The sequence below is a fragment of the Aeromicrobium sp. UC242_57 genome (genome assembly GCF_044452305.1).
Classification (GTDB): Bacteria; Actinomycetota; Actinomycetes; order Propionibacteriales; family Nocardioidaceae; genus Aeromicrobium.
This window is the reverse complement of sequence record NZ_JBIOAM010000003.1, coordinates 1,198,162-1,221,865: the sequence shown is the minus strand read 5'-3', so window position 1 is coordinate 1,221,865 and position 23,704 is coordinate 1,198,162. Positions and strand designations below refer to the sequence as shown.

26 protein-coding genes and 9 pseudogenes are annotated in these 23,704 nt (G+C 66.4%); 25 read left to right on the top strand and 10 right to left on the bottom strand.

The window, feature by feature from the left end:
• The first annotated feature begins 209 nt into the window (after window positions 1-209).
• Both ACHMWU_RS17925 and msrB read left to right on the top strand, forming a co-directional pair.
• Window positions 210-440 carry a hypothetical protein gene (locus tag ACHMWU_RS17925; protein ID WP_396045650.1) on the top strand — a complete coding sequence of 77 codons (231 nt, stop codon included), beginning with the start codon at window positions 210-212 and terminating at the stop codon, window positions 438-440.
• A 40-nt stretch (window positions 441-480) separates the two neighbouring features.
• Window positions 481-898, top strand: a pseudogene (gene msrB / locus ACHMWU_RS17920) (peptide-methionine (R)-S-oxide reductase MsrB).
• A 112-nt stretch (window positions 899-1,010) separates the two neighbouring features.
• Here the strand turns inward: msrB and ACHMWU_RS17915 are convergent.
• From ACHMWU_RS17915 to hemE, 6 genes and pseudogenes are all read right to left on the bottom strand, one after another.
• Window positions 1,011-1,163, bottom strand: coding sequence for a chlorite dismutase family protein (locus tag ACHMWU_RS17915; RefSeq protein ID WP_396046875.1), 153 nt, complete (start codon window positions 1,161-1,163; stop codon window positions 1,011-1,013).
• Window positions 1,164-1,254: 91 nt separating this feature from the next.
• Window positions 1,255-1,656, bottom strand: a pseudogene (locus ACHMWU_RS17910) (chlorite dismutase family protein); the annotation flags it as partial.
• The gene (locus ACHMWU_RS17905; protein ID WP_396045648.1) at window positions 1,602-1,739 is read right to left on the bottom strand and encodes a hypothetical protein; all 138 of its coding nucleotides are present in this window, start codon (window positions 1,737-1,739) and stop codon (window positions 1,602-1,604) included. The pseudogene ACHMWU_RS17910 and the gene ACHMWU_RS17905, both read right to left, overlap by 55 nt.
• Complete coding sequence (hemG, locus tag ACHMWU_RS17900) at window positions 1,736-2,794, bottom strand: protoporphyrinogen oxidase (protein WP_396045646.1); 1,059 nt, start codon at window positions 2,792-2,794, stop codon at window positions 1,736-1,738. Before hemG ends, ACHMWU_RS17905 begins: the two co-directional genes overlap by 4 nt.
• Window positions 2,795-2,950: 156 nt before the next feature.
• Window positions 2,951-3,085, bottom strand: a complete 135-nt coding sequence (locus tag ACHMWU_RS17895) for an FAD-dependent oxidoreductase (RefSeq protein ID WP_396045644.1) — start codon at window positions 3,083-3,085, stop codon at window positions 2,951-2,953.
• Window positions 3,086-3,089: 4 nt separating this feature from the next.
• A pseudogene (gene hemE / locus ACHMWU_RS17890) lies at window positions 3,090-4,126 on the bottom strand (uroporphyrinogen decarboxylase).
• Window positions 4,127-4,196: 70 nt separating this feature from the next.
• On the opposite strand from hemE, the gene ACHMWU_RS17885 reads away from it, so the two are divergent.
• From ACHMWU_RS17885 to ACHMWU_RS17855, 7 genes and pseudogenes are all read left to right on the top strand, one after another.
• Entirely contained in the window at window positions 4,197-4,787 is a 591-nt protein-coding gene (locus ACHMWU_RS17885) for a DUF3000 domain-containing protein (RefSeq protein WP_396045642.1), read from the top strand.
• Window positions 4,784-5,647 (top strand): annotated as a pseudogene (locus ACHMWU_RS17880) (ribonuclease D); the annotation flags it as partial. The gene ACHMWU_RS17885 and the pseudogene ACHMWU_RS17880, both read left to right, overlap by 4 nt.
• A 44-nt stretch (window positions 5,648-5,691) precedes the next feature.
• Window positions 5,692-6,036, top strand: a complete 345-nt coding sequence (locus tag ACHMWU_RS17875) for a hypothetical protein (protein ID WP_396045640.1) — start codon at window positions 5,692-5,694, stop codon at window positions 6,034-6,036.
• Between the two features lie 26 nt (window positions 6,037-6,062).
• A pseudogene (locus ACHMWU_RS17870) lies at window positions 6,063-6,194 on the top strand (FTR1 family protein); the annotation flags it as partial.
• A 55-nt stretch (window positions 6,195-6,249) separates the two neighbouring features.
• Complete coding sequence (locus tag ACHMWU_RS17865; RefSeq protein ID WP_396045638.1) at window positions 6,250-6,783, top strand: FTR1 family protein; 534 nt, start codon at window positions 6,250-6,252, stop codon at window positions 6,781-6,783.
• A gap of 168 nt (window positions 6,784-6,951) precedes the next feature.
• Complete coding sequence (locus ACHMWU_RS17860) at window positions 6,952-7,542, top strand: hypothetical protein (RefSeq protein WP_396045636.1); 591 nt, start codon at window positions 6,952-6,954, stop codon at window positions 7,540-7,542.
• Between the two features lie 734 nt (window positions 7,543-8,276).
• Entirely contained in the window at window positions 8,277-9,014 is a 738-nt protein-coding gene (locus ACHMWU_RS17855; RefSeq protein WP_396045634.1) for a hypothetical protein, read from the top strand.
• A 375-nt stretch (window positions 9,015-9,389) separates the two neighbouring features.
• On the opposite strand, the gene ACHMWU_RS17850 is transcribed toward ACHMWU_RS17855, so the two are convergent.
• Together ACHMWU_RS17850 and ACHMWU_RS17845 are read right to left on the bottom strand one after the other, a co-directional pair.
• Window positions 9,390-9,800 (bottom strand): aldo/keto reductase, encoded by a 411-nt coding sequence (locus ACHMWU_RS17850; protein WP_396046873.1) that lies wholly within the window; start codon window positions 9,798-9,800, stop codon window positions 9,390-9,392.
• Window positions 9,740-10,390 (bottom strand): annotated as a pseudogene (locus ACHMWU_RS17845) (aldo/keto reductase); the annotation flags it as partial. The pseudogene ACHMWU_RS17845 and the gene ACHMWU_RS17850, both read right to left, overlap by 61 nt.
• A 275-nt stretch (window positions 10,391-10,665) precedes the next feature.
• Here ACHMWU_RS17845 and ACHMWU_RS17840 point away from each other — a divergent pair.
• The 14 genes and pseudogenes from ACHMWU_RS17840 to tgt all read left to right on the top strand — a co-directional run bounded on the left by ACHMWU_RS17840 (window position 10,666) and on the right by tgt (window position 20,882).
• Window positions 10,666-10,902, top strand: coding sequence for a hypothetical protein (locus ACHMWU_RS17840; RefSeq protein WP_396045632.1), 237 nt, complete (start codon window positions 10,666-10,668; stop codon window positions 10,900-10,902).
• A gap of 56 nt (window positions 10,903-10,958) precedes the next feature.
• A pseudogene (locus tag ACHMWU_RS17835) lies at window positions 10,959-11,243 on the top strand (protein translocase subunit SecD); the annotation flags it as partial.
• Between the two features lie 316 nt (window positions 11,244-11,559).
• The gene (secF, locus tag ACHMWU_RS17830) at window positions 11,560-12,966 is read left to right on the top strand and encodes a protein translocase subunit SecF (protein WP_396045630.1); all 1,407 of its coding nucleotides are present in this window, start codon (window positions 11,560-11,562) and stop codon (window positions 12,964-12,966) included.
• 1 nt (window position 12,967) lies between these two features.
• Window positions 12,968-13,258 (top strand): hypothetical protein, encoded by a 291-nt coding sequence (locus tag ACHMWU_RS17825; RefSeq protein ID WP_396045628.1) that lies wholly within the window; start codon window positions 12,968-12,970, stop codon window positions 13,256-13,258.
• A 149-nt stretch (window positions 13,259-13,407) separates the two neighbouring features.
• Window positions 13,408-13,833: a DUF6318 family protein gene (locus ACHMWU_RS17820; RefSeq protein ID WP_396045626.1), complete on the top strand. Its 426-nt coding sequence runs from the start codon at window positions 13,408-13,410 to the stop codon at window positions 13,831-13,833.
• Window positions 13,834-14,247: 414 nt separating this feature from the next.
• Window positions 14,248-14,715 carry a hypothetical protein gene (locus ACHMWU_RS17815; RefSeq protein WP_396045624.1) on the top strand — a complete coding sequence of 156 codons (468 nt, stop codon included), beginning with the start codon at window positions 14,248-14,250 and terminating at the stop codon, window positions 14,713-14,715.
• Window positions 14,685-16,061 (top strand): cystathionine beta-synthase, encoded by a 1,377-nt coding sequence (locus tag ACHMWU_RS17810; protein WP_396045622.1) that lies wholly within the window; start codon window positions 14,685-14,687, stop codon window positions 16,059-16,061. The genes ACHMWU_RS17815 and ACHMWU_RS17810 overlap by 31 nt, the downstream gene beginning before the upstream one ends.
• A pseudogene (locus tag ACHMWU_RS17805) lies at window positions 16,058-17,219 on the top strand (cystathionine gamma-synthase). The gene ACHMWU_RS17810 and the pseudogene ACHMWU_RS17805 overlap by 4 nt, the downstream one beginning before the upstream one ends.
• A 44-nt stretch (window positions 17,220-17,263) precedes the next feature.
• Window positions 17,264-17,458 carry an NAD(P)H-dependent oxidoreductase gene (locus ACHMWU_RS17800; RefSeq protein ID WP_396045620.1) on the top strand — a complete coding sequence of 65 codons (195 nt, stop codon included), beginning with the start codon at window positions 17,264-17,266 and terminating at the stop codon, window positions 17,456-17,458.
• Entirely contained in the window at window positions 17,452-17,883 is a 432-nt protein-coding gene (locus tag ACHMWU_RS17795) for an NAD(P)H-dependent oxidoreductase (RefSeq protein WP_396045618.1), read from the top strand. Before ACHMWU_RS17800 ends, ACHMWU_RS17795 begins: the two co-directional genes overlap by 7 nt.
• 90 nt (window positions 17,884-17,973) lie before the next feature.
• Complete coding sequence (locus tag ACHMWU_RS17790; RefSeq protein ID WP_396045616.1) at window positions 17,974-18,447, top strand: hypothetical protein; 474 nt, start codon at window positions 17,974-17,976, stop codon at window positions 18,445-18,447.
• Window positions 18,448-18,633: 186 nt separating this feature from the next.
• On the top strand, window positions 18,634-19,038 hold the full coding sequence (locus tag ACHMWU_RS17785) for a tetratricopeptide repeat protein (RefSeq protein ID WP_396045614.1): 405 nt from the start codon (window positions 18,634-18,636) through the stop codon (window positions 19,036-19,038).
• Window positions 19,035-19,688, top strand: coding sequence for a M50 family metallopeptidase (locus tag ACHMWU_RS17780; protein ID WP_396046871.1), 654 nt, complete (start codon window positions 19,035-19,037; stop codon window positions 19,686-19,688). Before ACHMWU_RS17785 ends, ACHMWU_RS17780 begins: the two co-directional genes overlap by 4 nt.
• 4 nt (window positions 19,689-19,692) lie before the next feature.
• Window positions 19,693-20,882 (top strand): annotated as a pseudogene (gene tgt / locus ACHMWU_RS17775) (tRNA guanosine(34) transglycosylase Tgt).
• A gap of 77 nt (window positions 20,883-20,959) precedes the next feature.
• Here tgt and ACHMWU_RS17770 read toward each other — a convergent pair.
• A complete protein-coding gene (locus tag ACHMWU_RS17770) occupies window positions 20,960-21,640 on the bottom strand; it encodes a queuosine precursor transporter (RefSeq protein ID WP_396045612.1) in 681 nt (226 codons plus the stop codon).
• Window positions 21,641-21,771: 131 nt separating this feature from the next.
• Here ACHMWU_RS17770 and ACHMWU_RS17765 point away from each other — a divergent pair, with 131 nt between their 5' ends.
• On the top strand, window positions 21,772-22,224 hold the full coding sequence (locus ACHMWU_RS17765) for an NAD(P)/FAD-dependent oxidoreductase (RefSeq protein ID WP_396045610.1): 453 nt from the start codon (window positions 21,772-21,774) through the stop codon (window positions 22,222-22,224).
• Window positions 22,225-22,401: 177 nt separating this feature from the next.
• Window positions 22,402-23,010 carry a hypothetical protein gene (locus ACHMWU_RS17760; RefSeq protein ID WP_396045608.1) on the top strand — a complete coding sequence of 203 codons (609 nt, stop codon included), beginning with the start codon at window positions 22,402-22,404 and terminating at the stop codon, window positions 23,008-23,010.
• 203 nt (window positions 23,011-23,213) lie between these two features.
• Here ACHMWU_RS17760 and ACHMWU_RS17755 read toward each other — a convergent pair whose 3' ends face one another.
• Window positions 23,214-23,591, bottom strand: coding sequence for a hypothetical protein (locus tag ACHMWU_RS17755; RefSeq protein ID WP_396045606.1), 378 nt, complete (start codon window positions 23,589-23,591; stop codon window positions 23,214-23,216).
• Window positions 23,592-23,704 lie beyond the last annotated feature (113 nt).

Genomic DNA, 23,704 nt, shown 5'->3' with positions numbered 1-23,704 from the left:
TGCCGACCAGATCATCGCCCTGCACGAAGGGCTGGACGACACGGTTCGCTACCACCTGTTGCTGCCGGTCGAGAACTCGTCGGCGACGCTGGCCGCGTCGATGACGGCATTCGGTGGACAGATCACGCCAATTGCCGACGTCGACAACCTGACGAGCTGCAGAACAAGATCGTCAGCGCGGGCCAGGACGGCTCGATGGCAGCGCTGCGTTGCTGACCCAGCGCGGCCAGCAGGTGACGGCCACGTTGACCGAGGACGACCCGATCGAGGCGCTGCTCGCCCTCGTCAAGGAGACCGCCTCCAGCGAGGTCATCATCTTGACCCAGCCGCACATCGTCAAGGAGTTCCTGCACGTCGACTGGACATCCCGCGCTCAGCGCAAGCTCGAAGTTCCCAGCGTCCACCTGCTCGAGCACGTGCCGTTCGACGCTCAGCGTTGACCGCTGGCTGTTGTCGACCGACGTAGGCTGGGCACATGAGCTGAACAGTGACAAGAAGTACGCGGTCGAGAAGACCGACGAGCAGTGGAAGGCCGAGCTGAGCCCGGCCGAGTACGAGGTGCTGCGCCGCGCGGGAACCGAACGCCCCTTCACCTCGTCCTACGAGACTGATCCGACGGTCGGCGTCTACACGTGCCGTGCCTGCGATGCCGAGCTGTTCCGCAGCGAGACCAAGTTCGACGCGCACTGCGGCTGGCCGGCGTTCTACCAGCCGTTGGCTGAGGACCGGGGTCGAGTACATCTCCGACACGTCGATGCCTGGGCCTCCTCGCGTCGAGGTGCGGTGCGCCAACTGCGGCTCGCACCTGGGACACGTCTTCGAGGGCGAAGGCTTCGGCACGCCGACCGATCAGCGCTTCTGCATCAATGGCATCAGCCTGAAGCTCAACCCCGCCTGACACACCCCCGCGAGTGGTGCGCCTCGGACGTTCTGAGACGGCGTGTTCGTCCAGACCGCACCACTCGCGGGACTGGGCGGGGCTGAGCTGGGTCGCTGACCTGACTACGGCGCTACGGCCAGAGGTTCACCAGGTCGACGACGTCGTGGCGCTTGCCGGTGTAGAACGGCACCTCTTCGCGGACGTGTCGGCGGGCCTTGCTGGCACGCAGATCGCGCATCAGGTCGACGATGCGGTGCAATTGGGCAGCCTCGAAGGCCAGCATCCACTCGTAGTCGCCCAGCGCGAACGAGGGCAACGGTGTTGGCACGGACATCCGGGTACGGACGCGCCTGCATGCCGTGCTCCTTGAGCATCTCGCGACGCTCTTCGTCGGGCAGGAGATACCACTCGTACGAGCGCACGAACGGGTACACGCACACGTAGTCGAGCACCTCTTCGTCGGCCATGAACGCCGGGATGTGCGAACGGTTGAACTCGGCCGGCCGGTGCAATGCCATCTGTGACCAGACCGGCGCCATGCGTGAACCGAGGGCGGTGCGGCGGAACAAGTTGTAGGCCCGCTGCAGCGCATCGCTGGTGGAGGCGTGCCACCAGATCATCAGATCGGCATCGGCACGCAGTCCACTGACGTCATACGTGCCACGTACGACGACGTCGTCAGCGGCCAGCCTCCTTGAACAATGCCTCGACCTCGGCTGCCTCAGCCTCTCGGGCTGAATCGCCCAGCACCCGATCGAGGCGGAAACACCGACCACATCGTGTACCGGATGGTCTCGTTGATCTCCTTGGCGAGCTTGCCCTTGTCCTTGATGCGTTCGGCCGGGATGGGTGACGTCATGCGTCCATTCTCTCAGCGTCGAGAAGTCGCCGCGCAGCCGCCCGACCCGACGCGATGACAGCGGGGATCCCGACGCCCCGGTAGGCGGCACCGCAGACTTCGAGCCCGTCGACCACCGCCACGGCACGTTCGACGGTGCCGACCAGCTCGAGGTGGCCGACGTCGTACTGCGGCAATCCGCCGCCCCAACGGTGGACTTGGGCGTCGACGACGCGTCCGACGTCGCCGGTAGCCGCGGCCAGGTCGGCGCGAGCCATCTCGATGAGCTCTGTGTCGTCGTGATGCAGCAGGGCGGTGTCCCCCGCGCGGCCGATCGACGTGCGAGCGATCGTCAGGCCCTGAGCCTGCTCGGCCGACCAGCCCCACTTGTTGGTCGAATAGGTCGCGGCCTTGATCACGGTGCCATCGACCGGAGGAACCAAGAACCCTGACCCGCCGGGATCGTTCGCGCCGTCGAGCACGAAGGTCACGAGCGCCATGCTGGCGTAGTCGACACCCGCTAGGGCAAAGGCAGCATCGGGCGCCGCCTCGGCCAGCAGCCGGGCGGCCGCTGGCGCAGGAGCCGCCATGACGACGGCGTCGACGTCGAGCACCTCGGCAGCGGTGGTCGGTCCGACGACCAGTCGCCAGCCAGTGGCAGTACGGCTCACGGCCCGGACGGTCGCGTCGCACCGGACCTCGAAGTCGCCTGCGGTCACGATCGCCTCCGGCAGCTGGCCGATGCCGCCGCGCAGCCCGAAGAAGACCGGTCCCGTCGAGGTAGCCGCCGCCCGTGCAGCGGTCGCACCCGTCAACAGGTCCGCACCGAGCGCGACGATCTGCGGCGCGGTCGCCCGCAACGAGAGCCGGTCGGCGTGCCCTGCGTAGACACCGCCGAGCAGGGGCTCGACCAGCCGGTCGACGATCTCCTGGCCCACCCGGTCGGCCACGAAGGCAGCCACCGACACGTCTTCATCGGGAACGGGCAGGATCGTCGACCGGACGTCGTGCGTCACGATGCCCGAAGCCGTCAGCGCTGGCAGATCGGCTGGCACGCCCATGACCGTCGGGGGCATGGGACGCAGCGCCCCCCCGGGTCCAGATCGCGGCCGAGGTCGTCTCGGCGTGCACGATCTGGTCGGCGAGCCCGATCTCCCGGACGAGATCGAGTGCCTCGGGACGGCGCGCCAACATCGACTCCGCGCCCCAGGTCGATCGTCATCCCGGCGATCTCACCGAGACGCAGCTTTGCCGCCGACCCGGTCAGAGCCTTCGAGGACGACGACGTCGGCCCCGCCCGAGGCAAGCTCCCACGCCGCTGCCAGCCCGGCCATGCCACCACCGATGACGGCGATCTTGTGACTCATGGCGCTACTTCGGCTCGTACCCATGGACGAAGTCGACGAGCCGGGTCAGCGAGTCCGGGTCGGTGGCCGGCAGGACACCGTGTCCGAGGTTGAACACGTGGCCTTCCGCGGCGCGTCCAGCCTCGATGACCTCGGCAGCGCGCGCGTTGACGAACTCGGTCGGCGCGAACAGCGTCGTCGGATCGAGATTGCCCTGGACGGCCCGGCCGGGGCCGATCCGACGCACCGCATCGTCCAACGGCACCCGCCAGTCGACTCCGACGACGTCGGCTCCGGCGTCGCCCATCGCGTGCAGCAGCTCTCCGGTGCCGACACCGAAGTGGATACGGGGGACGTCGAGGTCGGCGATCGACTCCAGCACCGCGGCCGAGTGCGGCTTGGCAAAGGTCTCGTAGTCCGCGAGCGACAACGCGCCGGCCCACGAGTCGAACAGCTGGACCGCCGAAGCTCCAGCCTCGACCTGAAGACGGAGGAACTGGCTGGCGATCGTGGCGACCCGGCCGAGCAGTGCATGCCACAGCTCGGGATCGGAGTACATCGCTGCTTGGTCTTGCGGTGATCACGCGAAGGCCCGCCTTCGATCAGGTAGGACGCGAGCGTGAACGGCGCGCCAGCAAAGCCGATCAACGGTGTCGCGCCCAGCTCGCCCACCAACGCCGTGACGGCGTCCGTGATGGGGGTGACGTCATCGGCTTCGAGGTCGCGGAACTGGCCGAGCTGGTCGAGCGAACGGATCGGCTCGGCCACGACCGGGCCGGTACCTGGGACGATGTCGAGGTCGACGCCGATGGCCTTCAGCGGCACCACGATGTCGGAGAAGAAGATCGCCGCGTCGACGCCGTGGCGACGCACCGGCTGCATCGTGATCTCGACCACCAGATCGGTGCGGAAGCACGACTCGAGCATCGTGGTTCCCTCACGGATCTTGAGGTACTCGGGCAACGATCTGCCCGCCTGGCGCATGAACCACACGGGTGTGTGACCCGGCTGCTCGCCACGGCAGGCTTGAAGGAATGCGCTGTCGGTCAGGAGTGAAGTCACTGCACCAGTCTCTCAGGTCGTGCGGAGTGTCGTCGCCCAGGCGTGACCCCGACGCGCCTACCATCACAGGGTGGGAGTTACCAGTGAGATCGATCGCACGCCGGGTGAGTTCACGGCGGCCGTCGAGCAGGTACGACACGCAGTCCTTCGACCCGAGGTCGTGGTCGACGAGATGCCAGCGCCCCAGCGCATCGCACCGTTCTCCTACGCCATGAGCGGCGACGTCCTCGTCGCCGACGAAGAGCTCGCAACGGGGCGTTTCATCCTCTTGCACGATCCGGCCGGCAACGACGCGTGGGGCGGAACTTTTCGCTGTGTGACGTTCGCGCGAGCCGACATCGAGGCCGACATGGCAGCCGACCCGGTGCTCCCGAGCGTCGGCTGGAGCTGGCTGACTGAGGCGCTCGACGCCTACGGAAGCAGCTACACAGCCGCTAGCGGTAGCGTGACCGTCGTACGTTCTGAGGGATTCGGTGAGATGGAAGACGATGGTGGCGATGCGCAGATCGAGGTACGCGCCTCGTGGACACCGCTGCTCTCCCCCACGGCTGGCGCGGGCGACCACGCTGCTGCCTGGTCCAACCTGCTCGCCGCGATCTCCGGCCTGCCGCCCCTCGCGCCGGGCGTCATCCCCTTCCAGCGAAAGCGCGGTGTCCGTTGACAGCGTCTGACGGCACTGAGACCACCGAGACACCTGAGGCAACCGAACCGGTCATCCCCGAGGCACCCCGCCTCGAGCTGCGCGACCCGCTGCCTGCCGTCGTCTCCACCGAGGCACAGCTTCAGGAGACGTGCGAACGCATCCTGGCCGGCACCGGCCCGATCGCCCTGGACGCCGAGCGGGCCTCGGGCTACCGCTACTCCCAGCGCGCCTACCTGATCCAGATCAGGCGCGAAGGCTCCGGCACCCACCTGGTCGACCCGACAGCCTTCGACAGCCTCGTGCCCATCGACACCGCCTTCGACGGCAACGAGTGGATCCTGCATGCCGCGACCCAAGACCTGATGTGCCTGGCAGAGGTGGGCCTCTACCCCGAGTCGCTGTTCGACACCGAGCTGGCGGGCCGACTGCTCAACCTGCCGCGTGTCGGTCTGGCCGCACTGGTCGAGCACTACCTGGGGCTGAGCCTGGCCAAGGAGTTCTCGGCCGCAGACTGGTCCACCCGTCCGCTGCCAGAACCGTGGCTTGTCTACGCCGCGCTCGACGTCGAGGTGCTGGTCGAGCTCCGCAACCTGATCGACGCCGATCTGCAGAAGGCCGGCAAGCGCGAATGGGCCGCCGAGGAGTTCGCGTCCCTGCTGTTCTTCCAGGGCCCGCCCGAGCGCAAGGAGCCGTGGCGGCGCACGTCGGGTATCCACAAGGCTCGCGGCCGACGGGCCCTGGCACTGGTGCGCGAGATCTGGGAGACCCGCGACCGTATCGCCGCCGACCGCGACACGACGCCGGGACGCATCCTGCCCGACGCGTCGATCCTCGAGCTGGCCACCCAGCCTCCCAGTGATCTCACCGCGCTCAAGAACATGCGCATCATGCGCAACCGCGGACCCCGCCGTTTCGCCGCCGAGTGGTTGGAGGCCGTGCAACGTGGTCAGGCAGTTGCCGAGATCAAGCTGCCACCGACCACGCAGCGCACCGACGGTCCCCACCGCCGCGCGCCTGGGCCGACAAGAAACCCGAGGCCGCCGATCGACTCGGTCGCAGTCGCGAGGTCGTCACGACCCTGGCCGAGCAGCACGACCTGCCCACCGAGAACCTCATCTCTCCGGCCCTCGTGCGCAATCTGGCCTGGGAGCCGCCGCAGGACGTCACGATCGAGTCGGTGACCGCGGTGCTGTCCGAGCAGGGCGCACGCAGCTGGCAGATCGGCCTGATCGGCGAGGCCCTGACAGACGCACTGTCACCAAAGTGAGTGTTGCCTACCCTTACACTGGCTAGGTGCTTGCCAACTTCTTGATCGGACTGCGCGAAGGCCTCGAAGCCAGCCTGGTCGTCAGCATCCTCATCGCCTACCTGGTCAAGACCGACCGTCGCCACGACATCAAGTACATCTGGTTCGGCATCGCTGCCGCCGTGGCTCTGGTGGTAGCAGCCTTCACCGCGATCAACCTGGCCATCGGCGAGCTTGCCGTTCCGTACCCAAGAGCTCGTCGGAGGGTCGCTGTCGATCCTGGCGGCGGGTCTTGTCACCTGGATGATCTTCTGGATGCGACGCACCGCCCGCGGCCTGAAGAAGGAGCTCGAGACCGAGCTCGCCGACGCTGTAGCGCTGGGTCCTCTGGCGATCGCGATCGTCGCCTTCCTCACGGTCGGCCGAGAAGGACTCGAGACCGCAGCCATCATGTACGGCACGGTCGCCGACGCCTACACACCGACGCCGTTCATCGGTGCGGCGCTCGGACTGCTGGTGGCAGTGATCCTCGGCTACCTGATCTACCGAGGCGCCGTCCGGGTCAACCTCGGCAAGTTCTTCACCGTCACCGGCTACCTGCTGATCGTCGTCGCCGCTGGCGTGCTCGCCTACGGGATCTACGATCTGCAAGAAGCCGGATTCCTGCCCCGCCTGACCTTCACGGTCGGACCGATCACCAACCTCGGCAACGCCGCCTTCGACATCTCGTCGACCATCCCGCCGACAGCTGGTACGGCAGCCTCCTGAAGGGAACCGTCAACTTCCAGCCCAACCCGTCGTGGTTGCAGCTGATCGGATGGGCCGCTTACCTGTTCCCCGTCCTGTGGCTCTACTCCCGCAAGCCCAAGCCGGTCACCGCGCCCGAGAGCGTCCAGGCTGCCGCCTAGTTGCCGGTCGGGGTTACGGTGAATCACGATGACCAGGTTCGACAAACCCGCCCTGCCCGGCCCTGCCCTGTTCTCAGCGCAGCCAGGCGCAGCCGACCCTGCCGAGATGACGGCGGCAGGTCACCGCATCGCGCACGTCCTGGTGCGCGGCCCCCGTGCCGCGGCTGACCAAGAGCTCGTCGAACGCGTCCTGCACCTGGCTGACGAGGACGGACTCGGCACGATTGCCGAGCTGTGGCTGCACGCGCCGGCCGACAGCATCGCTGGCGCCCTGTGGCGTCTCTACCTGTTACGTACCTGGGTACACCGCCAGCCCGACGTCGCAGCCCGCGAATTCGCAGCCGGCAAGGCGTTCGCTCCCGTCGACGAGGTGCTGGCCGGCGTCGTCGATCCGCCCGGCCCCGACGAGGTCATCGCGCTGGTCGACACCGTCGTGCGCGGCATCGTCGCCGCCGACTTCGACGTGACCCTCGACAGGGCATCGGCCTTCGCCCGCATCGTCGCCGTCGGTCGCGCGCAGCTCGACACCGGCGATCCGCACAGCGCCGCCAAGCTCGTCGACACCTCGTTGGCTCTGCGACGGGCCGCAGAGCTCGAACGCTCCGGCAAGCTCCACTGATCGTGGTCCTCGATAGTTTCGACGGCCCGAGACAACGAAGAACCAGTCTCGCCGCTTCACCGAATCTCGAGAACAAGTTTAGGCGTTACCAACCCTGCTGCCCACGTGCAACCAAGGACGATTGAGCGTTTGAACCGACTCTCGTGCCGCGCGTGAACGCGGCACGAAGGGGCTCACAGGTCAGTCATATGAGACAGCATGTTTGACAGCCTGTCTACACGTGGTTTAGTTTGCCGTGTAACGCCTGAACTCAGTGGGAGTTCGCGCCACGACCTGCCAAAGGAACAAGTCCATGATTTCCTCGATTGCCCGATTCGCCGGAGTTGTCGCATTGTCGACCGCCACTCTCTTCGCAGGTTCGTCGTCAGCTTGGTCAAGCGAGGACCTTGGCCCCACGACCCCAACCGAAGGACTTCAGAAAGTCGTCTCTGGTGAGGAATTCGACGCACTTCAAGGTGATGCCGACACTTCCACCGCAGACGCCGACGACTTCGCCCTCATCGCAAAGGCGGGCTGCTCGGGCCCCTGGTCGGGGTACGCTGGACCCACTTGGACCACGGCCCACGCAAAAGCTGCAACATTGCGGGCAGCGCTGGCTACAAAAAGACATACTCGTGGTTTGTTGCCCCCATTTCCGATGGCCGCGCTTGCGCGCAAGGAAAGGGCCACAACAGCAACGGCACCGCAAAGTGGGTATCCCTCGGTTGCGGGACAAGCGGATCAGCGAAGGTTGCGTGGGGCAACTGGATCGACTACCCGTCCTACAAGGCCAAGTCGCTCTCATTGCCACTGGGCACCCCGACATTCTGGTACTGAGTCCGTTGGCAAAAAATGCGTTGGCCGCAATGGTCCTCACAGTGACCGGCGTCTCCTCCTGCGGTGTCAGTAGCGAGCCAGCTACCCCGCAGCGGGAGGCGCCGCCCTCACCGAGCGCGAGGTCAATCGCCGACATCAGTCACGAAGCGCGCCTGCTTGAGGAACAACTACGGTGCAAGAAAGTTGTCCATCTAGTCGATGACATCTGGTTCTGGGACCGCGCCGTCGGGTTTGTATGCGAAAGCAACGACGGCACTGTCGTCCGTGCCTTCGTGTATCAAACTCCTGGTTCTGCGATGAAGTCTGCATCGGAACAGGCGCAGGGCAATGGAATGGCAGTAGCCGCCGACGATCGCCTACTTATCTCGGGCGACGAAGACACCCTGAACACACTCAGCCGGAATCTGCCCAATCTCCCGAAGGCACAGACGCGCAGCCTGCGCGGCACCGCTCCAACGCCCGCTGAAGAGGATGCAGCGTTTTGCGTACGAGCCGTATCCGCACATGCAATGCTTACCATCGAAGGCGATAGCGAGTCCGCGAGTGACATTGCAGATCTTGATTCCGTGTATCCCGGCTACGCTGAGCGGGTGGCGGCCGTGGACCGCGAGATCGCGGATCTCGCACTCCAGGCGTTGTATCAGATGACGCCCTGAGCTTTTGAGGGCGCCATCAGTCGCATAGGCCCAGAAACCAAGGAACTTTGCAGAAGGGCGGGGAGTTGCGCAGTAGCGCACTTCTTGACTGGCACATCCAACCTCCTTCTCAGCCTGCTCACGATTGCTCAAGTCGAGTCCGAGGTTCTTCAAGTGTCGTTTGCGAACCCAAGCACGGTCGCGGTCGGTCCCCAACCTTGTCAGATCCGCTCGCTTCGGTTATCGCAAGCACCGGGCCCGCCCCCACCCGCCTTGTGTCGTTCCGCAGGCGGGCTAGGCTTGATCAAGCGTCGGGCTGCGGTAGCCCCGGGTCCCAAAATTAGCCGCCGAGAGCGGCCATGCGCCGTGAGGCGCTTCCCAGCCCGGCGTGCCCCCTCAGCTCCGTGACTTCGTCCCGGCCGTGCGTGGTGCGAACGTCGTGTACGACTGCGTAGGGCGACCAATCTCGGCCAGCGCCTGCAAATCGTCCTCGGTCGGCACCCAGCTCGCTGCTGCAACGTTCGAGACGACCTGCTCCGGCTTGGTCGCTCCGGCGATGACGCTGCTGACTGCAGGTTGAGCGGCGAGGCCGCCAATCGCGAGCTCGAGGATCGACACGTCGCGGGCGGCAGCGAACGCTTCGAGCTGTCGATCCGGTCCCAGTCGGCCGTCTGCAGTCGCACGGTCTGCGCGGTGGCCGAGAGCCTGGAGCCCTCGGGGGCCTCCGCTCCGCGCTGATACTTGCCGGTCAGCAACCCGTACGCCAACGGAAAGTACGGCAGGATGCCGACTCCCAGCGCCTGGCATGCGGGAGTCAGCTCGACCTCGGCCAGCCGGTTGTAGAGGCTGTACTCGTTCTGGGCCGTGACGAAGGTCGCCAGATCGTTCGTCCGAGAGATCCACGCCGCTTCGACCATCTGCCACGCCTGGAGGTTGGACGCACCGATCGCGCGCACCTTGCCCTCGGCGACGAGCTCGGTGAGCGCTCCCAAGGTCTCCTCCAGCGGAGTCAGCGGGTCAGGAGTGTGGAGCTGGTACAGGTCGATGTGGTCGGTCTGGAGCCGCCGCAGGCTCGCCTCGACCGCGGTACGCACGTAGGCCCGCGACCCCCGACGTCCGCCGTCGTCACCGTTGACACCCTGCATGTCCATGCCGAACTTGGTGGCGATGACCGCCTCGTCGCGACGAGATCCCAACGCCTGACCCAGCAGCTCCTCGCTGCGTCCGAGCGCGTAGATGTCGGACGTGTCGAAGAACGTGACGCCGGCGTCCAGTGCTGCGCCGACGACGGCACGGGTCTGGTCAAGGTCGATACGCGCGCCGAAGGCATTGCAGCCGAGGCCGACGGCCGAGACCTTGATGTCGCTGGAACCGAGAGTGCGAGGAGTGCTGGTCATGCCTCCACCCTAGGCAACGAACGAGTGTGACCCACCTCACATTCGATGTTGCGTCACCCTCGCCGACGAAGGACGTCTCCTTGACGAGTCGCCCCACCAGTACCCAGGGGGGTGGTGGGGCGGCTCCTCACGTGTATCTACGTGGCCCCCCGCCCGCTAGACTCCTCGAATGCTCATGAGGACCGCGACGCGCAGAACTGCTGCCGTCCTCATGGTGACGTGTGTGGCCATGCTGCTCGTGGCCACCGGCGGATCCGCCCGCGCGACTCAGACGCGTGCTGTCAGCCAGCGTCGGCCAGGCCACGACCGAGTCGTTGCCCGCCCGTCACCTGGCTGTTGCGACGCCATCGCAGCAGGACCAACTGCACCTGCACCTCGACCTGGCGTCCACTCCCCCGGAGCCGTACACACCGAACCCGCCACCGACCGGCGACGCAGCACGATCGGCTGGCTTCTCGCAGGTCGCGGCAACGACGCCTGCACCTGTCGGACGGGCACCACCGACTCTGTGAGTCAGTGCCTTCGTCCCGTCCCCTTCCGCGCTCCCGCGCCATTCGAAAGTCATCCCATGTCATCCCGTGCCCCCATGTGGCGCGCCATCGCGGCATTTGTCGTTGTGGCTGTGTCACTTCTGCTTGCTCTCAAGGTGGACGCCAAGCTCGGCCTCGACCTCAAGGGCGGAACTCAAATCGTCCTCGAGGCCCAGGACACCAAGACCGTCAAGGCCGATGCCGAGTCGACCGACCGCGCCCTCAGCGTCCTGCGCGGACGCGTCGACGCGCTCGGCGTGTCCGAACCGACACTCGCCCGCTCCGGTGAGAAGCGCATCATCGTCGAGCTGCCCGGCGTCCAAGACCCTCGCGAAGCCGCCAAGGTGATCGGCCAGACTGCGCAGCTGTCGTTCCACGAAGTCCTGTCCATCCCCGAGCCCGACGCCAAGCCAGGCGAGGGCGAGCAACTCGCGGCAGATGAGGACGGAAACCCGCTTCTGCTCGGCCCGCAGCCCCTCGACGGAAACGGCGTCAAGAACGCCGAAGCCGCGATCCCGCAGGACGGCGTCGGCGAGTGGATCGTCAACGTCTCGTTCAACGGCAAGGGAAGCTCCGGCTGGAAACAAGCTGGTCAGCGATGCCTGCGCCAACCCTGCTGTGGGCAATCGCATCGCGATCATGCTCGACGACAAGGTCATCTCGTCTCCCGGTGTCCAGCCTTCTATGTGCCAGTCGGGCGGAGGTGCGAGCACCAGCATCTACGGCAGCTTCACCCAGGCAACCGCCACCGACCTCGCCGTCCTAATCAAGGGCGGCGCCCTCCCGGTCAAGGTCGAGATCGTCGAGCAGAGGACCGTCGGCCCCACGCTCGGCAAGGTCGCCATCGACGCCTCGATCGAGGCCGCCATCATCGGCATCGTGCTGACCGGCCTGTTCATCATGTTCGTCTACCGCCTCGTCGGCTTCCTCGCGACGATCGCGCTCGGCACCTACGCCCTGCTGGCTTACGGCATGCTCGTGTGGCTCGGAGCAACCCTGACTCTGCCGGGTCTGGCCGGATTCGTCCTGGCCATCGGACTAGCCATCGACGCCAACGTCCTCGTGTTCGAACGAGCCCGAGAGGAGTACGCCGAACGCTCGGCAGCCGGCCTGGAACCTGCGCTGACCACCGGCTTCAACAAGGCGTGGTCGGCCATCATCGACTCCAACGTCACAACCTTGCTTGCCGCGGCGTTGCTGTTCTTCTTCGCCTCCGGTCCGGTCAAGGGCTTCGGTGTCACCCTGTCGATCGGTGTCGTCGCCTCGATGGTGTCGGCACTCGTCATCGCCCGCGTGCTCTGCGAGTTCGCGGTCAAGCGAGCCTTCGTCCGCAAGCGTCCCGGCATCAGCGGTCTGGCCGGCACCGGTCGCATCCGCAAGTGGCTCACCGAGAGCGGCCCCGACCTGATGAAGCGCAGCGGCACCTGGATCGTCATCACGCTCGTCGTGGCGGTCGTGTCGATCGGCGGCATCGCGATCCGTGGACTCAACCTCGGCGTCGAGTTCACCGGCGGACGTCTGCTGGAGTACTCGACCTCCAAGGCCATCGATCCCGAGAAGGCTCGTGAAGTCGTCAGCGACGCCGGCTTCCCCAGCGCAGTCGTTCAGTCGTCGTCGGGCCAGGAAGGCCGTGAGAACATCACGGTCCGCCTCGACAAGATCACCGACGACGAGGCCGTCGAGATCCAAGAGGCGCTCGCTGCAGCAGCTGGCGACGTCGAGAAGGAACGCGACGAGCTGATCGGGCCGAGCCTCGGCAAGGAGCTGCGCGACAAGGCCATCATCGCCTTCGTGATCGCGGCCCTCGCCCAGATGCTCTACCTCGCCTGGCGGTTCAGGTGGACGTACGCGCTCTCTGCGGTGCTGTCGATGTCATCGGTCGTGCTCACTGTCGTCGGCGTGTTCGCCTGGTGGGGCAAGCCGATCGACGGCGTGTTCCTGGCAGCCGTGTTGTCGATCATCGGTCTGGCGGTCAACGACACGATCGTGGTCTTCGACCGTATCCGCGAGCACACCCGGGAGAACCGTCACCCGTCCGCTGCGTGAAGTGGTCAACGACGCGATCCTGCAGACCATCCCCCGAACCATCAACACCGGTCTCGGAGCGATGTTCATCCTGGCGGCACTCGCCTTCCTGGGCGGCGACTCGCTGACCGACTTCGCCATCGCGTTGCTGCTGGGACTCTCGGTGGGCATCTTGTCGACGATCTTCACGGCGTCGGCGCTGGCTGTCGTCCTCGAGGAGCGTTGGCCCTTCGACCCCGATGCGGAGGCGAAGAAGGTCATCGACCCCTATGCGGCCGTCGACGACGGTCGCAACACGGGCGCGGTCATCTGATCAGAGCTGCTTCACGTTCGTGACTCAGGGTCATGACAGTCAAGTTCTCGAGGCTTGAACTGTCATGACCCTGAGTGTTTTGTCCCGTTTTCCCCAACCACCAGCTGTTTGGTGCTGACTCCAGCCCGCCATTTCGGTAGTTTCTCGGCATGCGCATCGGAACGACTGTCCTCGCCACGTTGCTGCTGCTCGGTGCGTGCACGTCCGAGGCGTCATCACCGAAGCAGCCAACCGACTCACCGACATCGTCCGGGTCCGCAACCCCGACTGCCACCGCACCCACGATGCCGGAGCAGGCCACCGAGGACTCCCCCGAAGGCGCCGCCGCCTTCGTCAAGCACTGGGTCGACGTGTTCAACTACGCGGCCCAGACCGGTGACGTCGCCGAGCTCGAGCGGCTCTCGTCGCCCGACTGCACGGGCTGCCAGAAGCTACATCACGCTCTACCGAGACACCTACGCCGCCGGCGGCTACTTCAAAGGCGGCGAGTGGACGACTGGCCCGCTTGCCATGAAGATCCGTGGAAAAGTCGCCTACGCAACTACCGATGTGAGCACCGGCGGCGGACGTTTTAAGACCGACAATCACGCCGATGAAAAGATCAGCAAGCGCGAGACAACTCAGATCTCCTTTGCACTCGCCGGCCATGGACGGGGCAGGCAAGTCACGCAGATGGCATTGGGCGGGACCGAATGAGTCGTCTAGTTCTGCTACCTCTAGTTTCGATCCTGGTTGCGATCGCGGCAGTCTCTGCGCAGGCCGATGTAGAAGTGGGGCCAGATCCCGGTCAGCCCGGCGTGATCCTCGACGGCGACAGGATCGTCGCACCACCGGAGAGTCCAGAGAGTGGAACGACACCGATAACTAGCCCGGATCCAATTGACACCTACTGCGAACCCGACGTTGGCGGCGTTATTCAATGTCTTCCGCGCACACCCGACCAGGACGACGTACCTTCCGCGCGCCCCGAACCAACCGAGGGCGACATCTTGCGGGCGACGCGTGAGATCGGGCTACCGAGCCTGACGGTCAAGATCCAGCCTGGCGAGACGACACTTGTCAACGTCCCGACGATCTTCCATGCCGAACCGCGTCCGTTCGAGCGCAGCGTGACCCTGCTGGGCTTCGACGTCGACCTGGTGGCGACGCCGATCACGTTCCACTGGGTCCACGGCGACGGCACGTCCCAGGACACCTCCACTCCGGGCAAGCCGTACCCGGCGCTCGACGTCACCCACAGTTACCCTGCGTCCCGCCGACGACGTGATGGCACGGGTCGACGTGACGTACCGCGTCCAATATCGCGTGAACGGCCAGGCATGGCAGACACTCAACGAGACGATCACCGCATCGGGTCCCGTCGCCGAGCTCGACGTCGACGAAGCGGCCCCCGTCCTGACCAAACCCTGAGTGCAACAATGGCCGTATGCCCATTGCAGAACACATCGTTGACCTGATCGGCAACACCCCGCTGGTCAAGCTGAGCTCTGTCACGACTCCCGGATCGGCCACCGTCGCAGCCAAGGTCGAGTACTTCAACCCTGGCGGAAGCGCCAAGGACCGCATCGCGGTCAAGATGGTCGACGCCGCCGAAGCGTCCGGCGCGCTCAAGCCCGGCGGAACCATCGTCGAGCCGACGTCCGGCAACACCGGCGTCGGACTCGCCCTCGTGGCCCAGCAGCGCGGCTACAAGTGCATCTTCGTGTGCCCCGACAAGGTCAGCGAAGACAAGCGCAACACCATGAAGGCGTACGGCGCCGAGGTGGTCGTGTGCCCCACCGCCGTCCCGCCGGAGCACCCCGACAGTTACTACAACGTCTCCGACCGGCTGGTGCGTGAGACCGAGGGCGCCTGGAAGCCCGACCAGTACTCCAACCCCGCAGGTCCCGAGAGCCACTACGAGACGACCGGTCCCGAGATCTGGGAAGGCACTGACGGCAAGGTCACCCACTTTGTGGCCGGCGTAGGAACCGGCGGCACCATCACCGGTGTCGGCCGCTACCTCAAGGAAGTCTCCGGCGGCAAGGTCAAGGTCATCGGCGCCGACCCCGAGGGCTCGGTGTACTCCGGCGGAACCGGCCGCCCCTACCTCGTCGAGGGTGTTGGTGAGGACTTCTGGCCCAGCGCCTACGACCCGGCCATCCCCGACCAGATCATCGCCGTCTCCGACGCCGACTCGTTCGACATGACCCGCCGCCTCGCCCGCGAAGAGGGCCTGCTGGTGGGCGGTTCGTGCGGCATGGCGACGGTCGCTGCGCTGCAGGTCGCCGCCGAGGCGGGCCCCGACGCGTTGGTCGTCGTGCTGCTGCCCGACGGCGGACGCGGCTACCTGTCGAAGATCTTCAACGACGACTGGATGTCGTCGTACGGGTTCCTCCGTGAACCGCTCGACGGTCACACTCACGAGATCACCGCGGGCGACGTCCTGCGCAGCAAGACTGGCGGGATGCCGGCGCTGGTGCACACGCACCCGTCCGAGACGATCCGCGATGCCATCGAGATCTTGCGCGAGTACAACGTCTCGCAGATGCCTGTGGTCGGTGCTGAGCCGCCGGTCGTGATCGGCGAGGTCGCTGGCAGCGTCAACGAGCGGGCGCTGATCAGCGCCGTGTTCGAGGGCCGCGCCCAGCTGACCGATCCGGTGTCACAGCACATGGAGCCCAAGCTGCCGCTGCTCGGCGCCGGTGAAAGCCTCGACGTCGCCCTGAAGGCCCTCAGCGCCAGCGATGCCGTCATGGTCATCGAGGACGGCAAGCCGCTGGGCGTGCTGACCCGCCACGACCTGTTGGGAGTGCACGTATGAGCGATCACGACACCTCACCCGAGACACCGGGCTTCGCGACGCGCGCGATCCACGCGGGCTACGAGCCCAATGCCGAGAACGGCGCGGTCAACGTGCCGATCTACGCCAGCTCGACCTTCGCGCAGGACGGAGTGGGCGGGATGCGTGGCGGTTACGAGTACGCCCGCACCGGCAACCCGACCCGTGCGGCACTGGAGGCCAACCTCGCGGCCCTCGAAGGCGGGACGTACGGACGTGCGTTCGGCTCCGGCATGGCGGCGACCGACTGCGCGCTGCGTTCACTGCTGCGCCCCGGCGACCACCTGGTGATCCCCGACGACGCCTACGGCGGAACGTTCCGGCTGATCGACAAGGTCTTCAGCCAGTGGGGCATCACCTACACCCCTGCGGCCGTCAACGACCTCGACGCCATCCGTGCCGCCGTCACCGACGACACCAAGGCCATCTGGATCGAGACGCCAACCAACCCGTTGCTCAATGTCGGCGACATCGCGGCGATTGCCGAGATCGCCCGGGAGGTGGAGGCGACGTTCGTGGTCGACAACACCTTTTGCCTCGCCGTACCTGCAGAATCCGCTGTCGCTCGGCGCCGATGTCGTGCTGCACTCGACGACGAAGTACATCGGCGGTCACTCCGACGTCGTCGGCGGCGTCTTGGTCACCAACGACGCCGAGCTCGACACCGCGTTCGCGTTCTTGCAGAACGGCTCCGGCGGCGTGCCCGGACCGTTCGACGCCTACCTGACGATGCGCGGCGCCAAGACGCTTGCCGTCCGCATGGACAAGCACTGCGACAACGCCGAGGCCATCGTCGAGTTCCTGCAAGGGCATCCGGCGATCTCGTCGATCCTCTACCCCGGTCTCGCCGAGCACCCCGGGCACGAGGTCGCAGCCAGGCAGATGCGTCGCTTCGGCGGGATGATCTCGGTACGGCTCAAGGACCAGCAGGCTGCGCTCGACTTCTGCGCACGCACCAAGCTGTTCACGCTGGCCGAGAGCCTGGGCGGCATCGAGTCGCTCATCGAGCATCCTGGCGCCATGACGCACGCGTCAACGGCAGGCTCGATCCTCGAGGTTCCCGACGACCTGGTGCGGCTGTCGGTCGGCATCGAGGACATCGCTGACCTGATCGCCGATCTGGAGCAAGCCCTGGGCTGACCCGCCCCTCGCGGTGCGGGGATGGATGCTGCCAGAATCACTCCATGAGTGACGTGATGCTGCTGCTGGCACATCCCCGCGCGGCCAGCTACTGCCATGCGCTCGCCGAGAACATCGCTGAGCGTCTGGTGGAGCTCGGCCACCAGGTGCGATCGCACGACCTGTACGCAGAACGCTTCGACCCGATCCTGGCGTCGTACGAGTCGCACATCAGCGGTGAGCTGATCAGTCGGTGCTGACGCGCGAAGAAGATCCGCTCATCGCCCTGCACCGTGAAGAGCCGCGGAGGGCCGAGGGACTCGTCGTGGTGCACCCCAACTGGTGGGGCATGCCGCCGGCGATCCTGACCGGTTGGATCAATCGGATCGTCGTGCCCGGCGTCGCCTACAGGCTCGCCGACGCCACCGGCCACCCAGAACCGCTTGCTCCGATCCAAGACCTCTTCGTCGTCAACACATCGGACACAACTGACGAACGTGAGGAAACTCTCTACAAAGACCCTTTGGCGTCCATCTGGGGGCGGTGCGTCGCGCCGTATCTGGGTTCTCCACGCGTGACCCGGCGGGTTCTTCGCCCGGTGACGGATTCTTCGGACCATCAACGAAGCCTCTGGTTGGGCGAGGTGACCGATTTGGCGGGCCAGACATTCGGTACCGCCTCGTAGGCTGGTCTGCATGTCTGAACGTCGTGGCCTGCTAGGTGAGATGTCGTGGTTCCAGGTCGCTGCAAGCGTGTTGGCGGCTGTCACAGCCGCTTGGATCGCATCGAGCTTGGGTGTTGCCGGAACCCTGATCGGGGTGGCCGTGGCGGCTTCGTCGCGTCCATCACCTCGGCCCTGTACGGCCGTACCCTCGACAAGGGCAAGACGCTGTTGGTGCAGACGAGCGCCGGAACCGTGATCGAGAAGACCGTGCAGGACGGCGGCATCGCGACCGCGATCCAGCAGGCCGCCGAGGTCGACGGCTCGTCGGTGACGGGGGCCGAGGTCATCGAGCCGCCTGATCGGCGGCTCCACTGGAAGACCATCATCGCCACGACCGTCGCCGTCCTGCTGCTGTCGCTCGGCGCCATCACGGCCTACGAGGTCGTGGCCGACAAGACGCTAGGCGGGGCCAGCGGCACGACGATCGGCGACACGTTCAGAGGAAAGTCGAGCTCGTCGTCCCGACGACAACGAGAAGAACAAGGACGACGAGAAGGACCAGCCCGAGAAGGCACCGGCCACTGAGCCGACACCGACGCCGAGACCGACGGCTACCAAGCCCGCTCCGGCCCCGGCCGTGACGACTCCGACACCGACCGTACCCACCCCGACACCGACCGAGAGCACGGCGACGCCAGAGCCTGACGAACCTGTGGAATGAAGCCCTGACCTGCGGTGTTGATGCCGACAACTCTTCGAAAGGAGCGCACCATGACCATCAAGTTCACCCCCAACCTCTCGGACCAGACCATCGCCGAGATGGAGGTCTTCGACGCGTTCCGCACCGGTGAGCAGCTGCTGGACGACCGGTTCCCCCGAGACGCCGTGCGGGTCCTCCGCAAGGTCGTCGAGGCTGAGCCAAGCCACGCGGCAGCCTGGGAACTCATGGGTCGTGCGCACTTCGCCGCAGCCCAGCTCTCCCCCGCAGAGCAGGCGTTCCGGCGTCTCGTCGAGCTCGAGCCGACCAGTGCGTGGGCCCAGACGGCGCTCGGCCTCTCGCTCGATCGCCAGAGCCGGCACCGTGAGGGCGCCGTGCACCACCGCCTCGCAGCCGCGATGGGTGCCTCCGCGCGCGACATGACCCGTGTCGAGCTCGTCGACCGCCCGATGGACTGACGATCCTGGACACCACGTGGGCGGCTGCGGCGACAGCTGTCGTGCTGATCGCCGTGCCGCCCATCTGGTCCGTGACCCGCCACCTCGTGACGCTCGTGCACGAGGCGGGCCATGCGCTCGTGGCCGTCCTGACCGGCCGACGGCTCAACGGCATCCGTCTGCACAGCGACACCTCGGGGCTGACGGTGTCGAGCGGCAAGCCCCGAGGCCCCGGCATGATCGCCACGGCAGCGGCTGGCTACCTGGCTCCGGCGGCCCTGGGACTGGGGGTCGTCGCCCTCGTCGACGCAGGACGCACGGCCTGGGCGCTGTACCTCGCGCTGGGAACGCTTGCGGCGATGCTGGTGTTCATCCGCAACTGGTTCGGCTTGGTCGTCGTCGTGCTGAGCGGTGCCGCGGTGGCCGCTCTCATCTGGCGAGCGCCCGAACGTTTCCACGACTTCGCGGCGCTGACCTTCGCCTGGTTCCTGCTGATCGCCGCACCGCGCACGTCGATCGACCTGTGGGCGCACCGGCGACGTGTCCGCACGCGCACAACTGACGCCGACGTCATGGCTCGGCTGACGGTGCTACCGGCCGCGGTATGGAACGCGTTCTTCGTGCTCGTGACCGCCGGGGCGCTGGGCGCTGCCGTCTGGCTGGTTGGATAGAGCCGTGTTCACCCTCGGCAAAGAGCTCTCCGGAGCGCTCGGACGTACTGGCACCATCGACACCCCCACGGAGAGATCCGTACGCCGGCCTTCATCCCGGTCGGCACGCGGGCCACGGTCAAGGCCGTGCTGCCCGAGGCGATGTCAGACCTCGGTGCCCAGGCGCTGCTCGCGAACGCGTACCACCTCTACCTGCAGCCTGGCGCCGACATCGTCGACGAGGCCGGCGGTCTCGGCACGTTCATGAACTGGGCACGGCCCCGACCTTCACCGATTCGGGCGGCTTCCAGGTGCTGTCGCTGGGCGCCGGGTTCAAGAAGACCCTGTCGATGGACGCCAACCGGGTCGAGGCCGATGACGTCATCGCTGAGGGCAAGGATCGGCTCGCCACCGTCGACGACGACGGCGTGACGTTCAAGTCGCACCTCGACGGCTCGAAGCACCGCTTCACCCCCGAGGTGTCGATGCAGATCCAGCACCAGCGGCGCCGACATCATGTTCGCCTTCGACGAGCTCACGACCCTGATGAACACCAAGGACTACCAGATCAAGTCTTTGGCGCGCACCCAGGCGTGGGCGCAGCGGTGCGTCGTCGAGCACGAGCGGCTCAACGCAGAGCGTTCCCACAAGCCCCGCCAGGCGCTGTTCGGCGTCGTGCAGGGCGCACAGCACGAAGACCTGCGTCGCCAGGCCGCCCGCGGCCTCACTGAGCTCGACTTCGACGGCTACGGCGTCGGCGGTGCGATCGAGAAGGAGAACCTCGGCACGATCGTCCGCTGGGTCAACGAGGGGCTCGAGGTCGACAAGCCCCGGCACCTGCTCGGGATCAGCGAGCCCGATGACCTGTTCACCGCGGTCGAGAACGGTTGCGACACCTTCGACTGCGTCAGCCCGTCGCGGGTCGCCCGTTCGTCGCGGATCTACACGATGACGGGCCGGCGCAACCTCAACGTCGCGGCCTCCCGCCGCGACTTCGGACCGATCGACGACGAGTGCGACTGCTACACGTGCGCCAACTACTCGAAGGCGTACCTGCACCACCTGTTCAAGACCAAGGAGTACAACGCCGGGACGTTGTGCACGATCCACAACGAACGCTTCACGGTGCGGCTCGTCGACTCGATGCGTGAGCACATCGAGGCCGGGACGTTCACCGACTTCCGGGACGACTTCCTCGCCCGGTTCTACGCCTGAACCCTCCGCCTCGCAGATTCCGGGGTTGACCCTCGGAGCACCCGCGTCACCCAGGACTCGGGGTCTTCCAGGGAAATCTACGACTGGGGCGACCAGTAGGTGGGCTCGCGCTGCTTGAGGACCTTGATGACGGCCACCGTCACCGGCATGAACAGCAGCTCGACGGCGCACTTGAACACGAAGCCGACGACGAAGTAGTTGATGAACTGCCCGCCGGTCTGGATGCCGATGGCCGACGCGGCGATGGCGCAGAAGATGAACGTGTCAGCGGCTTCACCGACGCCGGTGGAGCCGGCGAGGCGGCGCCACAGCCCCGGCTCGGCTGAACGTGCCTTCATCCGCACGAGCACGTACGAGTTGAGGAACTGGCCCGTCAGGTAGGCGATCATCGACGCGGCGACGATCTGCACGCCCGACCACACCACGCTCTCGAACGCTTCTTGGTTCTCGTAGAAGCTGGCCGCTGGCAGCTGGATCGCGAGCAAGAACGTCACGAAGGCCAGCACCGCTGAGCCGAACCCGACCAGGATCGCCCTGCGAGCGGCCTTGAAGCCGTAGACCTCGGAGATCACGTCACCCAGGATGTACGCCAACGGGAACAGGATCGCGCCGCCGTCGGAGATGATCGGCCACACCTGCACCGGGCCGATCGAGAAATTGCCCGAGCCGAACTCGACGGCCTTGGTGGCGGCGATGTTCGAGACCACCAGGACGACGCAGAACAGCGCCGAGGAGGATGTCGAAATAGGACGAACCACGCGAGGCGTAGTGGATCTCACCCGTGACGCGGGCGGGAGCAGCCGCAGAACTCATGCGCCCCATCCTGCCAGTCACCCACCCCTCTGGAAGAATCCAAGCATGAGTGACCTGCTGCCCCCACCGCACTGACGTGCTCGTTGTCGGCGCAGGACCGGCCGGTTCGGCGGCCGCCGCCTGGACGTCCCGCTTCGGGATGGACACCGTCCTTGCCGATGCCGCGACGTTCCCGCGCGACAAGACCTGCGGCGACGGACTCACGCCTCGTGCGATCGCCGAGCTGGAACGCCTCGGGCTGGGCGACTGGGTCCGCAGCCACGGAACCAACCGCGGGCTGCGCGCAGCCGGTTTCGGCCAGGGGTGTTGCTCCCGTGGCCGGGTGGATCGCTGCCCGACTACGGCTCAGCTGTCCCCCGCACCGAGCTCGACGACAAGCTTTTCCGGGTGGCCGTCGACGCCGGGGCAGTCCCGCTCGAAGGCGCCCGCGCGGTCGACGCGATCCGCGATGCCTCGGGCAAGGTCACGGGAGTCACCTTCGAGCTTGGCAAGGCGCGCGTTGCCCACACCGTGCACTGCGATCGTCTGATCGTCGCTGATGGTGTCCGCTCGCCGTTGGGCGCGAGCTTCGGACGCGAGTGGCACCGCGACACCGCCTATGGCGTCGCTGGCCGGTCGTACGTGAAGTCGGGACGCAGCGACGACCCGTGGATCTCCTCGCACCTCGAGCTGCGCGGCGAAGCATCTTCCACCGGCGAGAGCGAGCTTGTCGCCCGGGTACGGCTGGATCTTCCCGCTGTCCGACGGCGAGGTCAATCTCGGTGTCGGCGCCCTGGCCACCGCCAAGCGTCCTGCGTCATTGCAGATCCGCCCGTTGATGGAGTACTACGCGACACTGCGTCGCGAGGAGTGGGACCTCAGCGGCGAGCTGCGCATCCCCACGAGCGCATTGCTGCCGATGGGTGGCGCCGTCTCCGGAGTCGCTGGCCCCAACTGGACGCTGATCGGTGATGCCGCCGGCTGCGTCAACCCGCTCAACGGCGAGGGCATCGACTACGGCATGGAGACCGGACGCGAAGCCGCCGAGCTGATGCGGAGCCACCGCGACCTGTCCCAGGCCTGGCCTGAGCTGCTGACGAGCCACTACGGCGAGGCGTTCTCGATCGCCCGACGGTTGGCCGGACTCATCACCGTGCCTCGACTGCTGCCGACGGCCGGACCGATCGGCATGCGGTCGCACACCCTCATGACGTTCGCCTTGCGGGTCATGGGCAACTTCGTCACCGACGAGGACCGTGACTTCACCGCACGTCTGTGGCGTTGGGCCGGCCGGCAGTCCGTCCGCCTCGACGACCGTCCGCCGTTCACGTCCTGACCCTGACCCTGCCGAGGCTGTGTCCCAGCAACCTCATCCCCCTGGGCCGGTGTCCCAGCAACCTCATTTCGCCGAATGCGGTTGATAAACCACCGCGCCAGGGTCGAGGCATGGCAATGAGGTTGTAGATCCACCGCCACGTGCGAAAGGCCCGACCGAAGTCGGGCCTTTCACGTGTGACGGCGCTGAGGTCGCAAGCAGTCTCAGGCAGCCGGCGGCGGGGGCGGCGGGTTGTTGCCACCACCCTTGTTGATCTCGGGGATCTTCTCGCCCGACTCCTTGAACGACAGGACCGTGAACACCGTCAGCGCGATGCCGGCGATGAACAGCAGCCAGCCCGACCAACCGGGGTTGACGCCCGAACCGTAGGTGAAGGCCCGCAGGATGAGCAAGAGCGTGCCGAGACCCGCAGTTGCGGCGGCCACGAGGCTCCACGGCACACCGTCCGGCAGGTTCTCCGCGGCAAATGCCTTGATGGCGACGACCACGGTCGAGACAATGACCAGCAAGATGCCGAGAGTCGCGTAGCTGTCCCAAGCGTTCGTGCCGGCGCTGCCGAAGCGGCCGAGATCGACGGTCACATAGCCTGCTGATGAACGACAGGATGATGGCGACGACACCCGCAACGAGCGCGCCTTGTTCGAACTTGCCCAGAGACTTGAAGTCAACGGCCATGACAGAATTTCTCCCAACG

Bases quoted from the DNA above. Each gene is read 5' to 3' on its own strand.
- ACHMWU_RS17850 (WP_396046873.1), bottom strand. From the start codon at position 9,800: ATGCCAGGCGCTGGGAGTCGGCATCCTGCCGTACTTTCCGTTGGCGTA.
- ACHMWU_RS17810 (WP_396045622.1), top strand. From the start codon at position 14,685: ATGCCCATTGCAGAACACATCGTTGACCTGATCGGCAACACCCCGCTG.
- ACHMWU_RS17785 (WP_396045614.1), top strand. From the start codon at position 18,634: ATGACCATCAAGTTCACCCCCAACCTCTCGGACCAGACCATCGCCGAG.
- ACHMWU_RS17860 (WP_396045636.1), top strand. From the start codon at position 6,952: ATGACCAGGTTCGACAAACCCGCCCTGCCCGGCCCTGCCCTGTTCTCA.
- ACHMWU_RS17915 (WP_396046875.1), bottom strand. From the start codon at position 1,163: ATGCTGGCCTTCGAGGCTGCCCAATTGCACCGCATCGTCGACCTGATG.
- hemG (WP_396045646.1), bottom strand. From the start codon at position 2,794: ATGCCCCCGACGGTCATGGGCGTGCCAGCCGATCTGCCAGCGCTGACG.
- ACHMWU_RS17905 (WP_396045648.1), bottom strand. From the start codon at position 1,739: ATGACGTCACCCATCCCGGCCGAACGCATCAAGGACAAGGGCAAGCTC.
- ACHMWU_RS17820 (WP_396045626.1), top strand. From the start codon at position 13,408: ATGCGCATCGGAACGACTGTCCTCGCCACGTTGCTGCTGCTCGGTGCG.
- ACHMWU_RS17895 (WP_396045644.1), bottom strand. From the start codon at position 3,085: ATGAGTCACAAGATCGCCGTCATCGGTGGTGGCATGGCCGGGCTGGCA.
- secF (WP_396045630.1), top strand. From the start codon at position 11,560: ATGCTCGACGACAAGGTCATCTCGTCTCCCGGTGTCCAGCCTTCTATG.
- ACHMWU_RS17800 (WP_396045620.1), top strand. From the start codon at position 17,264: ATGAGTGACGTGATGCTGCTGCTGGCACATCCCCGCGCGGCCAGCTAC.